This is a genomic window from Actinocorallia herbida, from assembly GCF_003751225.1.
GTDB classification, from domain to species: domain Bacteria; phylum Actinomycetota; class Actinomycetes; order Streptosporangiales; family Streptosporangiaceae; genus Actinocorallia; species Actinocorallia herbida.
This window is the reverse complement of the sequence record NZ_RJKE01000001.1, coordinates 325,027-337,925: the sequence shown is the minus strand read 5'-3', so window position 1 is coordinate 337,925 and position 12,899 is coordinate 325,027. Positions and strand designations below refer to the sequence as shown.

Annotated in this window: 20 protein-coding genes; 10 read left to right on the top strand and 10 right to left on the bottom strand. The window is 69.0% G+C overall.

From position 1 onward, the window contains the following. Positions 1–6: 6 nt before the first annotated feature. Positions 7–648, bottom strand: coding sequence for a hypothetical protein (locus tag EDD29_RS01840; protein WP_123661856.1), 642 nt, complete (start codon positions 646–648; stop codon positions 7–9). A 109-nt stretch (positions 649–757) separates the two neighbouring features. Between EDD29_RS01840 and EDD29_RS01835 the strand changes: the two genes are divergently transcribed. The 4 genes from EDD29_RS01835 to EDD29_RS01820 all read left to right on the top strand — a co-directional run bounded on the left by EDD29_RS01835 (position 758) and on the right by EDD29_RS01820 (position 3,493). Further along, positions 758–1,810: a M48 family metalloprotease gene (locus tag EDD29_RS01835; RefSeq protein ID WP_148085844.1), complete on the top strand. Its 1,053-nt coding sequence runs from the start codon at positions 758–760 to the stop codon at positions 1,808–1,810. Between the two features lie 97 nt (positions 1,811–1,907). Beyond that, complete coding sequence (locus EDD29_RS01830; protein WP_123661854.1) at positions 1,908–2,396, top strand: hypothetical protein; 489 nt, start codon at positions 1,908–1,910, stop codon at positions 2,394–2,396. Beyond that, positions 2,390–3,040: a hypothetical protein gene (locus tag EDD29_RS01825; protein ID WP_123661853.1), complete on the top strand. Its 651-nt coding sequence runs from the start codon at positions 2,390–2,392 to the stop codon at positions 3,038–3,040. Before EDD29_RS01830 ends, EDD29_RS01825 begins: the two co-directional genes overlap by 7 nt. A gap of 102 nt (positions 3,041–3,142) precedes the next feature. Further along, positions 3,143–3,493 carry an STAS domain-containing protein gene (locus EDD29_RS01820; RefSeq protein ID WP_123661852.1) on the top strand — a complete coding sequence of 117 codons (351 nt, stop codon included), beginning with the start codon at positions 3,143–3,145 and terminating at the stop codon, positions 3,491–3,493. 138 nt (positions 3,494–3,631) lie between these two features. Here EDD29_RS01820 and EDD29_RS01815 read toward each other — a convergent pair whose 3' ends face one another. Then, positions 3,632–3,868, bottom strand: coding sequence for a helix-turn-helix domain-containing protein (locus tag EDD29_RS01815; RefSeq protein WP_123661851.1), 237 nt, complete (start codon positions 3,866–3,868; stop codon positions 3,632–3,634). 120 nt (positions 3,869–3,988) lie between these two features. Between EDD29_RS01815 and EDD29_RS01805 the strand changes: the two genes are divergently transcribed. Next, the gene (locus EDD29_RS01805) at positions 3,989–4,945 is read left to right on the top strand and encodes a D-isomer specific 2-hydroxyacid dehydrogenase family protein (protein WP_148085843.1); all 957 of its coding nucleotides are present in this window, start codon (positions 3,989–3,991) and stop codon (positions 4,943–4,945) included. A gap of 57 nt (positions 4,946–5,002) precedes the next feature. On the opposite strand, the gene EDD29_RS01800 is transcribed toward EDD29_RS01805, so the two are convergent. Genes EDD29_RS01800 through EDD29_RS01790 form a run of 3 tightly spaced genes read right to left on the bottom strand, consistent with a single transcriptional unit; the run spans position 5,003 to position 6,428 of the window. After that, positions 5,003–5,335: a hypothetical protein gene (locus EDD29_RS01800; protein WP_123661848.1), complete on the bottom strand. Its 333-nt coding sequence runs from the start codon at positions 5,333–5,335 to the stop codon at positions 5,003–5,005. 59 nt (positions 5,336–5,394) lie between these two features. Next, the gene (locus EDD29_RS01795) at positions 5,395–5,736 is read right to left on the bottom strand and encodes an STAS domain-containing protein (protein WP_211359520.1); all 342 of its coding nucleotides are present in this window, start codon (positions 5,734–5,736) and stop codon (positions 5,395–5,397) included. After that, a complete protein-coding gene (locus EDD29_RS01790; RefSeq protein WP_148085842.1) occupies positions 5,733–6,428 on the bottom strand; it encodes a hypothetical protein in 696 nt (231 codons plus the stop codon). Before EDD29_RS01790 ends, EDD29_RS01795 begins: the two co-directional genes overlap by 4 nt. Before the next feature lie 190 nt (positions 6,429–6,618). Here EDD29_RS01790 and EDD29_RS44860 point away from each other — a divergent pair, with 190 nt between their 5' ends. From EDD29_RS44860 to EDD29_RS44855, 3 genes are read left to right on the top strand one after another with little or no spacing between them, the layout of a single operon-like run. Further along, positions 6,619–7,185, top strand: coding sequence for a hypothetical protein (locus tag EDD29_RS44860; protein WP_148085841.1), 567 nt, complete (start codon positions 6,619–6,621; stop codon positions 7,183–7,185). Continuing rightward, positions 7,179–8,000, top strand: a complete 822-nt coding sequence (locus EDD29_RS46155) for a hypothetical protein (protein ID WP_123661845.1) — start codon at positions 7,179–7,181, stop codon at positions 7,998–8,000. Before EDD29_RS44860 ends, EDD29_RS46155 begins: the two co-directional genes overlap by 7 nt. Positions 8,001–8,021: 21 nt before the next feature. Then, entirely contained in the window at positions 8,022–8,747 is a 726-nt protein-coding gene (locus EDD29_RS44855) for a hypothetical protein (protein WP_148085840.1), read from the top strand. A gap of 241 nt (positions 8,748–8,988) precedes the next feature. On the opposite strand, the gene EDD29_RS45220 is transcribed toward EDD29_RS44855, so the two are convergent. Next, positions 8,989–9,153 (bottom strand): hypothetical protein, encoded by a 165-nt coding sequence (locus EDD29_RS45220; protein WP_170201252.1) that lies wholly within the window; start codon positions 9,151–9,153, stop codon positions 8,989–8,991. Positions 9,154–9,465: 312 nt separating this feature from the next. On the opposite strand from EDD29_RS45220, the gene EDD29_RS01775 reads away from it, so the two are divergent. Continuing rightward, positions 9,466–10,227, top strand: a complete 762-nt coding sequence (locus EDD29_RS01775; RefSeq protein WP_123661844.1) for a helix-turn-helix domain-containing protein — start codon at positions 9,466–9,468, stop codon at positions 10,225–10,227. Further along, positions 10,224–10,415 (top strand): DUF397 domain-containing protein, encoded by a 192-nt coding sequence (locus tag EDD29_RS01770; RefSeq protein ID WP_123661843.1) that lies wholly within the window; start codon positions 10,224–10,226, stop codon positions 10,413–10,415. The genes EDD29_RS01775 and EDD29_RS01770 overlap by 4 nt, the downstream gene beginning before the upstream one ends. Here the strand turns inward: EDD29_RS01770 and EDD29_RS01765 are convergent. The 4 genes from EDD29_RS01765 to EDD29_RS01750 form a co-directional block, all read right to left on the bottom strand. After that, on the bottom strand, positions 10,412–11,455 hold the full coding sequence (locus tag EDD29_RS01765) for an AI-2E family transporter (RefSeq protein WP_123661842.1): 1,044 nt from the start codon (positions 11,453–11,455) through the stop codon (positions 10,412–10,414). The genes EDD29_RS01770 and EDD29_RS01765 overlap by 4 nt on opposite strands. Before the next feature lie 52 nt (positions 11,456–11,507). After that, complete coding sequence (locus EDD29_RS01760) at positions 11,508–11,723, bottom strand: helix-turn-helix domain-containing protein (RefSeq protein WP_123661841.1); 216 nt, start codon at positions 11,721–11,723, stop codon at positions 11,508–11,510. 83 nt (positions 11,724–11,806) lie between these two features. Then, a complete protein-coding gene (locus EDD29_RS01755) occupies positions 11,807–12,115 on the bottom strand; it encodes a hypothetical protein (protein ID WP_148085839.1) in 309 nt (102 codons plus the stop codon). A 37-nt stretch (positions 12,116–12,152) separates the two neighbouring features. After that, positions 12,153–12,854 (bottom strand): Uma2 family endonuclease, encoded by a 702-nt coding sequence (locus EDD29_RS01750; RefSeq protein WP_123661839.1) that lies wholly within the window; start codon positions 12,852–12,854, stop codon positions 12,153–12,155. Between the last annotated feature and the right edge of the window lie 45 nt (positions 12,855–12,899).

Genomic DNA, 12,899 nt, shown 5'->3' with positions numbered 1-12,899 from the left:
GGCGGGTCAGACCGTGCCGATCTTCCGCGGAAGGTCGAGGGCGAGGAGCTGGTCGAGCTGGAGCACGGCCTCCAGCTTGGCGCCCGGCGCCACGTCCGGGTCCTCGGTGAGCCGGTCGAGGGCGGCCAGGGCCGTCGGGACGTCCAGGTCGTCGCAGAGCGCGGCGAGGGTCTCCGCGGCGTAGGAGGGGGCCGGGGCGCGTGACGGCTCGGTCGCCCAGCCCGCGAGCAGCAGCCGCCACCCGTCGAGCCGGGCGGCGGCCTCGGTGAGATCGGCCGAGGTCAACGCGGCCTCAACGCGGTAATGCCTGGTCAGCAGGGCGAGCCGCAGGGCCAGCGGATCCCCGCCCGGCGTGTCCGGAGCGGTCCAGGGGGCGGTCTGCACCTCGCCCCCGGACGTGACGTTTCCCACACTCAACGCGCCGGGAAGCGGCTCCCCGGCGTCCAGGAGAGCGACGTTGTAGAGGGTGTGGTCCGCGGCCTGAGCTGCGGTGGTCAGGGTACGCCTGCGCAGCCGGGACGCGAGCCGCCGGAGCAGATCCGCGGTGAGGCAGACGCGCAGGTCACCGGGCGCTTGGACATAGAGTCTCAGGGGCCCGGACCGGACTCCGACGACCTGTCCGGTCCGGGTCTCGAAGAGGCGCAGCATGCCCTCCACCCTAGACACCGCCGGGCGCCGATGATCTCCCGGGCGCGGTTCCGTCGCGCGGCCCCGGTGCGGAAGTGCTGTCAGAGGCGGTTGGTAGCCTCCGGTTTTCATGAGGAACACAGCGCTTGGTCCCGACACGGCACTCGCCGTGCCGGTCACCGCCGAGAGCCAGCCGGACCTCTGGCTGCTGGTCCAGGACACCGCGGCACGCCTCGGCGTGACCGCGCCCGACGGGATCGGCCTCCACCCCCGCGCCGAGGTCAGCGCGGCGCCCGGCCGCCTGCTGCTCGGCCTGCCACACGTGCTCGACCTGCCCGCCGACGAGCTCGCCGCGGTCGTCGCGCACGAGCTCGCCAGGCCCCAGGCCCCCGCGTCCCGGCCCCTCGCCTTCCGCGCGGGCGGCGGCGCGTCGGTCACCGAGGCGCTCGTGGTCTCGCCGGAATCCGTGGCGGCGGCGCTCGTCCACGCCACCTACCTCGCCTTCACCTTCGAGCGGTTCGTCCTGCAGTACGTCGGGCCGCTGGCCGCGGCCGGATGGTTCCCCGTCGACCTCTGGGACGCCTGGCGGGGCAACCGGTTCCGGGAGCGGCGCGCCGACGCGGGCCGGCCCGTCCCGCTGCGCCCGCTGCCCGTCGAGGTCGAGGCCGGGTTCGCCAAGACCCTCGCCGAGGGGCTCTCCACCGCGGCTCCGGCCGCGCCCGTCCCCTGCCCGGCCGGCTGCCCGACCTCGACCCGGCTGGCCGTCGCGCCCCGCGCGCCAGAGCCCGCGGGCCTGCGCGGGGTCACCTTCGACGGCGTCGACGACGCCGTGTGGGAGGACGCGGTCACCCGGTGCGCGCTCGGCATCCGGGGCGCCGTCGCCGACCTCCTCGGGCATCCCGTGGTCCTCGGCGCCGACGTCGTCGCGCTCGTCCGGCAGGGGCGCGCGGTGGACATCCTGCGCAAGGCGGGCGCCGAGTCGCCCGATCTCTTCCCCGTCGGACGGGTCCTCGGGCCCCTGCTGGGCGACGCGCTGCGCCGTCGCGGCTACCGGGCCGAGCACGTACTCGCCCAGCATGTGCTGGTCGGCCCCGGATTCGACCGGATCGACACCGCGGCGCTCATCGACCCCGTCGAAGGCGGCGGGGAGCCTCCAGCACTGCTGCTCGAACTGCTCTCCTGACCGCAGTCACCAGATGTCCGGGCATGCCCCCGGTACGTAACGGCACGATTTCACGGAGTGACCACACCGTCCTGCCGGGGTGCCTAGGCTCCCCGGCATGCGTCCCGTACTCGCCTGCCTCCTGCTGGCGACGGCCTGCTCCAACGCCGCCGCCGGGATCTTCCAGCCGTCCGGGACGGGCGAACCCGTCGTCCCGTCACCCGATCAGCGCGCGGCGGTCGTCGCCGCCTACCTGGACTTCCACCGGGCCTTCCAGACCGCGCTCGGCGGCAACGACGCCACGGGGCTCCCGGCCGTCACCGCCGAGCCCCTGACGTCCCGGCTCACCGAGGTCGTCCGCAGCCAGGAGCGGCGCTCGGTCGTGCGGCGCACGCACACCGCGGTGAACCCGCGGATCGCCTGGATCAAGGGCGGCACCGCGCACATCGTGGACTGCGTGTCCTCCCCCGGCTTCACCACCTTCGACGCGGGATCGGGAAAGCGGCGCGGCCCCGCGGCCCGTCCGGAACAGGCGGTCCTGAACACCAGGCTCGTCCTGGACGGAACCTGGAAGGTCGCCTCGATCCGGGCGGGTGGTCCATGCTGACCGCGCTGGCGCTGGCGCTGCTCACCGCGCCGCCCGACGCGCCGGTCTGCGACACCGGCTCGGTCATCACCTGCCTGGACACGGTGTCCGGCGGGGGCGGCGGCGGTCCCGCCCGGCCGCGGCGGCCCGCCGTGCGGGCGCACTCCCGGGACGTCGCGGCCTGCCCGGACTCCGCCGACTACTGCACCACCGCCCTGGTCGACACGCCGCTCGTCACCACCGCCGACGTGGTCGGCATGGCCCGCGCCCTCCTGCGGCTCCCGCTGCCCCGGCCGCGCACCGACCCCGCGCCCAAGACCCTCGTCGGGATGCCGACCCTGCTGAGGGTGCAGGAGGGCCTCTGGCGCGAATACCGGGCCGCGGCCTCGGCGGCGGGGCGGCGCGTCGAACTCGTCGGACGGCCCGTCCGGATCGTGTGGGACCTCGGCGCCGAGGGTCGCGAGACCTGCACCGGAGACGCCCGCTGTGTCCACACCTGGTCGCGATCGTCCGCCGAGCCGGTCCCCGTCACCGCGACGGTGGAATATCGGGTGGCGTGGCGGTGCGCCGGCGGATGCGACGAGGCGTCCGGCGAACTCGAACTGCCCGCGACGGGGACGACGACGGTCGTGGTGCACGAAATTCAGACGATGGCGACGCGATGACGGCCGGGGGCCGTCTCAAAGATCGGTAATTTTCAGTGCCCCACCCCTTGGCAACGCGGCGTACCCAAGCAACTCTGAATTGTCACGGGGAAGGGGCGTTCCATGGACTATGGGGCGGAAGTGGCCGACTGCGGGCCGTACGTCTTGGTGAACGTGCACGGGGAACTCGACGTGGCGTCCGAGCCTTGGTTCCGCGGCGCGCTGCTGGAATCGATCGGCTTCGGCGACCGGGCCGTCGTGCTCGACATGCGGCAGGTGCGCTTCTGCGCCGCCGCCGGGCTGAACTCGATCGTCGCCACCCAGCGGATGACCCGGGGCCTCGGCCCCGGCGTGGCGGTCGCGGGGGCGATCCCCCGAGTCCGCAAGACCTTCGAGATCACCCGGCTCGACCGGGTGATCCCGCTCTATGACACCGTCCCCGAGGCCGTCCAGGGCCTCATCGGGGTCGTTTGAGCGTCGGGGGACCCTTCGGGCGAACGAGGGATCACCCGGGAGTGACCGGGCGCCGGGATCGCCGGCGGCCCGATCACCTCCCTGCCGGAAGCAGGGTGATCGAACGGGGGTGGGACGCTCGCGCCCGACCCCTGTTCGTCAGCTCTTCGACTGCGAGCTGGGGGGCGCCGACTTGGGGCGGCGGGCACCGCCCCTGCCGCGCAGCGGCACCCCGGTGTCGACGAGAAGGCGGTGCACGGCTCCGTAGGAGCGGCCGGTCTCGGCGGCGAGCTGGCGGATGCTGCGCCCGGCCTGGTAGCCCTCGGCGATCTCCTTGGCCAGCTTCTCGCGGCGCTCCCCGGACAGGCGTTCGCCCTTCTTCACGGCTTCGGACATGGTGTCCTCCTCCTGGGTGACGATTCGGCTCCTCTAGATCACAGTAACCCGCGAAGATCGGACATTCCACGCCAATCCGTGCGTCATCTGTCACGGGTGGGAGCTGAGAGACTGCGCGATGTGGAAGTGAAGATCGGTATCGCCCCGGAAAAGGCGATCGAAGGAGTCGGCCGGCCCACCGACGTCGCACTGGGCCCACTACGCGATCAGGTGGCCCAGGCCGTCACGAGAGGCGGCGGAACCGTCGTCCCGGTGCAGGAGGCCGAGGGGCTGGTCTGGCTCCTCCCAGGCGGCCCAGAGCCCCTCCTGGAGGCCCTCGACGCGCACCCCGGCATCCGCTGGGTGCAGCTCCCCTGGGCCGGAGTCGAACACTTCAAGGAGGCCTTCAAGCGGCCGCAAACCTTTACCTGCGCTAAAGGAAGTTTTGCCAAGCAGGTCAGCGAGCACGCCCTGATGCTCGCGCTCGCCTGCCTGCGCGATCTCGTCCGGCACGCCCGCACCCCCTCGTGGCGGCCCATCGACCCCCGCTCCCTCGGCGGGCTGTCCGTGACGATCCTCGGCGGCGGCGGCATCGCCACCGAGCTCGTCGCGCTGCTCCAGCCGTTCGGCTGCCGGATCCGGGTGCTGCGCCGCTCCCCCGAACCCCTGCCCGGCGCGGACGCGACCCTCCCGATCGGCGAGCTGCACGCCGTCCTGCCCGACACCGACGTCCTCGTCGTCGCCCTCGCGCTCACCCCGGAGACCCGGCACATCGTCGGCGCCCCCGAGTTCGCGCTGCTCCCGCCCGGCGCCGTCCTGGTGAACGTCGCGCGCGGCCCCCACGTCGACACCGACGCCCTCATGGCCGCCCTCGACTCCGGCGCCCTCACCGCCGCCGGCCTCGACGTCACCGACCCGGAGCCCCTGCCCGCCGACCACCCCCTGTGGGGCTACGACCAGGTCCTCATCACCTCGCACTGCGCCGACTCCTCCGACTACGTCGCCAGGAAGCTGTGCGAACGCGTCACGGAGAACGTCCGGCGGTTCGGTGCGGGCGAGGAACTGGAGGGCCTCGTGGACCCCGACACCGGATACTGACCGGCCCCGCGACCCACCCGTCCGGGCGGCGACGCCGCTCCGGGGGGCACGGGAGGGTCAGAAATCGGGCTCTGCGGGCACCGGAAGGCGGGCCGCGCGCCTCGCCCTGTCGGCGGCACGGCTGAGCCTTCCCGGATCCCTGGCGTCGGTGCGGTCCCGATTCCTCCGCTCCGCGGCCAGCTCCTTGCGCGGGACTCCCTTGTAATCCTCGCCGGGCAGGCTCCTGACGTCGGCGGCGTCCACCCAGGCCCGCGCGCCGCGGCACCCGTCACCACCGGTCTCCAGCCACACCAGCAGCGCCCACCAGGACCGGTCGGGACGCCTTCCCCAGGCCAGCAGATAGGCGGCGCCCCCGGTGAGCCGGTACCGCACTACCGGCGGGACCGGCATCGCACACCTTCGAACATACGTCCGGTTTTATCCGATTTCCCACCCGAACGCCAGTTCGATCACTCCGCGCGGAGGGCCTCTTCGACGGTCCCGCGCAGGCGCAACGGCCCGTCCAGGCGGGTCAGCCGCAACGGCTCGGCCACGCGCCGCTGGGCCGCCGCGAGCGCGAACGACCCGCTCTCGTTGCGCAGCTTCTGCCATACCCCGACGAACACGGCCATGCCCGTGCTGTCCAGGAACGTCACGTCCGTCAGGTCGATGACGAGCACGCGAGCCCCGTCGGCGATCATCCGCTCCAGCTCCCGGCGGAGTACGGGAGCCGTCGAGACGTCGACCTCCCCACTCGGCCTGACGACCGTCGCCTCCCCCTCGCTGCGCACCTCCAACGGCAGCTCCCTCACCGCTCCTCCTTCCCCGCGCCGTCACCGGGCGACGGAGCGGCCCACTGCCCCGGCTCCGGAGCGGGCCCCGCGGGCGGCGCCGCAGGGACATGCGGCAGATGCGGCGGCGGAACCGGCCCCGGCGCCCCACCGAACGGAGGCTGCCCTGGCGCGGGCACAGGAGCGGGCGCACCACCGAACGGAGGCTGCCCGAAGGGAGGCTGGCCGGGCGCGGGCACAGGCGCCCCGCCGAACGGCAGCGGAGAGGGCCCTCCGGACGGCAACACCCTCGGCGACCGCGCCGCCCACCGCGACGGCGGCAGCGACGCGACGACCATCGACAACCCGAGCAGCAGACCCATGCCCACACCGATGAAGTCGAGCACGGGGATCATGAACGAGTCGGGCAGCACGGCGTCCAGCAATTCGCTGCCCTGCGCCGGCGAGAGCAACCACAGCAGCGACAGCACGCTCATCAGCCCACCCGCGACCAGCGACGCGAGCGGCGAGATCCGCGACCCGCACAGCAGCCCCACCACCAATGCGCAGAGCAGCAGCACCAGGATCCCCGGGACCACCTCCCCAGCCTGCACCTCGAAGTACCGCGCCGTGGTGGTCACCTTCCTCGACGCCCACCCGCCCGCCACCACCAAGGGCAGCCACACCATCAGCCCGATGATCCCACCGAGCACATGCCGTGCCGAGTTGTTCATCTCAGTCCTCCCTCGCACCACAAGTCACACGCACAACTGAAGAATCATGACCCATCCCACTTCGAGCCAACCATCCCACCTCACCCGATCAACCGTCGATAACTCTTGGGACAGAGGGGTTAACAGCCATCTGACGGATCTGTAGGCTCCGGTCGTGCGTTATCCCAGCACGCCGGAATGAGCGAACCCCATGATGAAGACCCGATTCCTCCCCTCAATCACCCTCATCACCCTGCTCGCCCCTTCCGCCGTGTCCTGCGCCGCCACCCCACCCCCGGACGCCGGCTCCTTCGCCCCCTCCGGCACCACCGCCCCCCAAGCGGCCCCCATCCCCCTCCCCACCACCCCCACGATCACCAAGGCAGAAGCCGACAAGATCGTCCTGGACCGCTACCGCCTATACCAGGAAACCTACGAAAAGGCCTACGCCACCGGCGACCCATCCCCCCTCGCCGACATAGCCGTAGACCCCCTCCTGACCATCATCACCAACGACGTAAACGCCACCTACACCAAAGGCCACATCTGGCGCTTCACCAACCTCCTAAACCCCAGAATACAAAAGCGCTCAAAAGACCTCTCCGAAATCATCGTCATCGATTGCGTGAGAACCCTTGCCGCCTATCGATATTCCAAAAAGACCGGAAAGCGGACAGGTGGCACAGAAAAAAGTTCAACCTACAGCTATGCAGCTTTGTTTCAGTACGACGGAACAACATGGAGCGTAGCCGAGGCCCGCAAAGGAAAGCCATGCTGAAATCGCCCGGGATCATGGTAAGTCGAGTAGCAGCAACCGCTACAGCACTCATACTTGGTGCGACACTCACCGCACCTTCCGCCTTCGCGGGTCCTTGCGAGCTTAATGGAACCTTTGGATGCGGAGCAGAGGGAGAAAACCCTGGTGGTGGCGGCGGTGGCGGCGGCGGCGGCGGTGGTGGCGGCGGCGGCGGCGGCGGCGGTGGCGGTGGTGGTGGCGGTGGTGGTGGAAATGAGGGCCCGGGTGTAGGCCTGGGCGACGATGACGACTTCGAACTTCCGCCTGTAGTTCAAGCAGATCAAGGACCACCGCAACCTAACATCGACGATACTCTCGAAAAACTATGGGAAGAAATCCCTTTCCCCATCGTCGAAATCGGAACGGCGCCAGAGCCGAAGTCCTTCGTCAACATCGAGACAGCCTTCTGGCTCGACCCCGCCACACCTGTTCTTCTCGAAGTCGAAGCTGCGGTCGGCGAAGCAGAAGGAGTGCAACCCCAAGCCGTTACCGGCCAGGCGCAGCTCATCGGGGTCAAGTGGGATTTCGATGATGGAGAAGATAAGACCTGCCCCGGCCTGGGTAAAGTAAAGGGCGTGGGCCCGGGCGTTGAGTGCAATTACATCTATTTGACATCCTCCGTCTACCACGGCAAGGAGACCTTCAACCTATCTGCTACGCCAATCTGGGAAGTTACCTGGGAATGCCTGGAAAACTGCCCTACTCCTGGCGGAGTCCTCGACGCAGCATATGAGTCAGATGCGACTGAGATAGACTTCCTGGTCGATGAACTCCAGGCCGAGGCGGACGAAAATTAGGACTCACAGAAGGGAGCATTCTTGAGGCTGCAGCGTCGACATCTGACAGGCCCCATACTTATTCTTACGCCGCTAATCTCTCTTGGGTGCAGCGAAGAGGCCCCCAAGAAACCCACCACTTCGGCCACAGCAGCACCGATCCCTTCCTACACTCTTGCCGAGACCAGGAAATCGTCAATCCAGGCCGCAGATCTCGGCAAGAAATGGACCGAAGGCGAACTTCCCGAAGCATTCGAAGAGAAGAAGCTCAGGGGATGTTCCAATTCGGATATTCCGCTTCTCGACAGCCCTGAAATAGCAGCCGGCAAGTTCGGAGAGCCCGAGTTTCGGACAACAGGTGCAAATTATGCTCGAATTATAGCAATATATCCCGATGAGCCATCGGCTAATCGGGCGATGCTCGCAGTCCAAGAACAGCTCGACAAGTGCCCCGAAAACAAGCACTTTCCATCCAAAAAACTTCCCGACGAAAAGATCGAGATATCACACGACGACGAGTGGTCTAAATCAAGTGTTCCGACTTCCGGATGGCAGCATATAAGGGGGATCGAAAGTGTCACGTATCCAAGGTATGTGAGCATTGTTAATGTTCGACACCTCGTCTTCGACTACGCCCAACGCGGGAACCTGGTATTCGGCTCCATCTATGTACAAAGGCTAGGTCCGAAGGATTCATCGAAGCCCTTGCAGGAAAAGGCCAGCGAGATTTTCGATGAGCAGCTTGAGCGGTTTGGGGATGGGGTTTAAGGCTGGGGTCGGAGGTGGTTGGGGGGTGCTCCACTCAGGGTTGGTTGGGATGTGTCTAGCGAGCCTTGTCGGTGGAGGTGGGTGTTTTAGGGGCGGTGGTGGCGGCCTTTGGGGTGGAGGTCTTCGTGGAGGATGGTGGCTAGGGCGGTGAGGAGGCTTAGGGCGGTTGTGGTCAGGGCTGTGGTGCAAGCCAGGGCCCAGGGGGTGGCGGTGAGGGTGGTGTAGAGGGTGGTCGGCATGGTCACGGCTCGATTCGGGATTGGGCGGACAGGGACTCGGCTAGGGCTTCTGGGGTGTCTTCTATGAGGGTCATGGCGAGGCCCTTGCCCAGGTCGTCGGCGGTGAGGTGGTGGCGGTCTCGGCGGGTGGCGAGGTAGAGGGTTTTTGCGGGGGTTGGGCGGATCATTCAGTTCGGGTAGCGGTGTTGGAGGGCGGTGAGATCTGGCGTCATGCCTGGTCCTTGTGGGTAATCGGCGGTTTCGGGGACGACATTGACACAACAGGGTTACTGTCTGCTACGCACCGAACACCCACCGGCCGGCACCCGGGGTTCCGACTGGATGCACCTCGGCCTACCCCGGGGCTGCACCCGGCAGAAACCGGGCTGCTACTTACCTGCACCCGGAACGGGGTCTGCTGCTTCCAGGGCACAAACTGATTGAGGGGGGCGAAATCGGCGTCAATCGGTAGCGAGGCGTCCAGATTTCAACGGCTGTTCATGGAGGAGCTCAGGGTCCGGCGCGAGGCCGATGGGCTGTCCCGAGTGAAACTCGCCGAGCTGCTCGGGTGCACCCGGCAGTGGTTGGACAAGGTGGAGACCTTGGAGAGAGTGCCGTCCGAGGCCCTTGCGGCCGATCTCGACACCCAATTCAAGACCCATGGGACCTTTCAGCGGATCTGGGCGGCGCTGGACGAAGCCCGACGGCTCAGGAACGTTCCGACGGGGTTCCGCCCTGTCATCGAGATAGAGCGCGATGCCAAGCGCATCAGGTTCTACGAACCGGTGCTCGTGCCCGGTCTGTTCCAGACGGAGGCGTACGCGCGGACGGTCTTCAAGGTCCGGCATCCGCCCGCTGTCGTGGAAGAGCAGGTCGGCATACGGCTCGCCAGGCAGAAGGTCTTGGAGAAGGCGAAACCGCCATGGATCTTCCTGCTCCTGCGCGAGAACGTCGTCAGGGACATCCCCGGACACCTACGCCCGGAGCAGTGCAAGCGACTCCTGGAACGCTCGGAGCAGTTCACCATCTCCATCCAGATCCTTCCGATCGGAGCGGAGGTCTTCGAGAGCAGCGCTTTTCAGCTCATCGCCTCGGAGACATCCGAGATCGCGTACGCCGAATCGGTCAACGGCTTCGGACAGAGCGTGCGAGATCCTGACAAGGTCTCAGAATTCGCCCTACTCTTCGAACGGGCGAGATCCTCCGCCCTGTCCGTCGAGGAGTCCAGGAACCGTATTCAGGCGATCATGGAGGACGCATGAGCACACCGCACACCGCCCCGGATTGGCGCAAGAGCACCTACAGCGACTCGTCGGGATCGGACTGCGTGGAGCTCGCCGGGCTCGGGGCCGCTGTCCTGGTGCGGGATTCGAAGAATCCGGAAAGGGGGCTTCTCGTGGTCGGGAAGGGTGCGCTGCGGCAGCTCGCGTGGGAGTCCCGCGAGCTCTAGGGCCTCGGGTCGGAGCCGGTGAGGAGGCGGCCGGCCCAGCGTTTGGCGGGGTCTATGTCCAGGAGGAGGGCTCGGACCATGAGGGTCATGGGGACGGCCAGGAGAGCGCCCAGGGGGCCTAGGACCGAGGTCCAGACGATGAGGGAGAGCATCGTCAGGGTCACGGAGAGGCCCACGGCGCCAGAAAGGAACTTCGGGAGCAGGAGGGACTGGGTCACGAAGTTGATGGCTATGTAGGCGGCCACCACCAGGAGGGCCTTGGCGGGGCCGGAGATGACGAGGGTCAGGAGTGCCGGGGGGATGAGGGCCAGGAGGAAGCCCAGGGTGGGGATGTAGTTGGCGATGAAGGCCAGGAGGCCCCAGAGCCACGGGAGCGGAACTCCCAGCGCGAAGAGGACGACCACGTCGCAGGTCGCCATGAGGGCGCCGAAGATGGTCGAGACCTTGAGGTAGCTGTAGGTGTCGCGGACCACGCCGCGGAGTGCCCTGACGAGTGCGGGTTTGGCGGGTTCCAGGCGATCGAGTTCACGGCCGAGGGCTCCGGCGTCCAAGGACATGGCGACCAGGAGGGTCACCAGGAGGATGCCGGCGGATCCCACGTTGAGGAGGCCGTTGAGGGCGGTCTGGAGGTAGGGGACGAGGTTGGCGGGGTCCAGGCGGCTGGCGCGGGCCCACAGCTCCGAGGTGTCGATGCCGAGGCTCGACAGCCAGGCGATGGTGCGGTCGGCGAGGGCGGTGAACTTCTCGGAGTGGGCGGGCAGCAGCGAGATCAGCTGGGTGATGGCCAGCGCGATGGCGACGCCCATGCAGATGAGGAAGACGAGGACCGCGAGGAGCGGGACGAGGAAGCGCACCCAGTCGGGGGCGCCGAGCCGGACCAGCCAGGACCGGATCGGCTGGGCGGCGATGGTGAGGAGCAGGGCGAGGACGGCCGGGCCGACCCAGCCGGAAGAGGCTTGCAGGAAGGTGAGGACGATGGCCGAGGCTGCCAGTCCGAGGAGTACCAGCAGCCCCGGTGCGAGCGGGCGGACACGGTCCATACGGGCGAGGCTTTCCGCGCGCAGGGGCAGTGTCAACCGCGCTTGCCGTTCATCAGTCCTTCTTGGCCCGGTTATTGCCCCCTCGTCCACGAAGCTCCACGCCGGACTCGACGAGCAGCTTGTGGATGAAGCCGTACGAGCGCCCCAGCTCGGCGGCCAATGCCCGGATACTGCGCCCTGCCGCGTACTGCTCCACGGCGGTGCGGGCGAGTTCCTCTCTCTGGTCGCCGGAGATCCGGCGACCCTTCGACGTTCCCTGCTCGGTCATCGTCTTTCTTTTCCTCTCTCCGGTAGCGGCACGATAACCAGCGGTTGATCACGTCCAGGCCACAAGATCGACGCATTACGCGCTCACGGGACGGCACCCGGCTGGAGGACGGGTGCGGTCCAGGCGGGCAGCGGGGGCAGCGGCGGGGGTGTGGCGGGGATCGCGGTGCCCGTCGGGTCGACGACGGGGGTCTGCGGCGGGGCCGGCCTCGCGGTGGTCCCGGGGCCGGTCCTGGGCGGGTTCGCCTTCGCCGGGGCGTCCGCGGAGGGCGGGTTCGCGCCGGTCGGCGGGGCGGAGACCCCGGGGGCGGCGGGCGGCGGGGCCTTGGCGTTGCCGCCGCACGCGGTCAGGGGCGCGAGCGCGAGCACGCCGATCACCAGATGTCGCATCATGCTCACATGGTGCGATCTTCCAGGGCCGCGCCGCAGCTCACATGCCCGGACGGTATGGGGCTTCGGGGATCGCGGTGTCCAGGACCGCGTCGAACGGGAGCGGGAGCGCGGTGCCGAGGGGCGCGTCGGTCTGGTGGTGGTAGTCGCCCTCGCAGGGGATGTCGTACAGGACGGCGTCGCCGCGCTCGAGGTCGAGCAGGACGTAGCAGGACACCCCGGCGGTGGCGTAGAAGCGGCGTTTGAGTTCGCGGTCGTCGGCGGCGTCGGGGGCCGCGGCGACCTCGACGGCGACGGCGAGGTCGGCGCCGAGGACCACGTCGCCCTGCCAGACGGAGCCCGGCCGCACGCAGACGAGGTCGGGCCGCACGTAGGCGCCGCCCGAGGGCAGGAGGACCGTCGTGTCGCGGCGGACGGCCCACTCGCGTTCCTTGGCGGCGGGGGCGATCCGGTCGGCGACCGCCTCGACCATGCGGTCGTGCGCGCGGGAGGGGGCGCCGGCGATGACGATCTCCTCGCCGTACTGCTCGACCCGGACCGCGGCGGGCAGGTCGGCGATGAGGCGCGCGGCGATCCAGCGGGCGTTCCAGCCGCCGTCGATCCTGAGCCGGCCGCCGGAGATCCGCGCGGTGCGGCCCTTGGGGAGGCGCAGCTCGCGGCGGACCGCCTCGGCGGTGGGGGCGGCGGGCGGGCGGCGCAGCAGGCCCCGGGGTTCCCGGCGCAGTAGCGAGTGCAACACCATGCCCGTCACCTTACGTCGCCGGACGGTGACGAAAGGTGCTCTTCT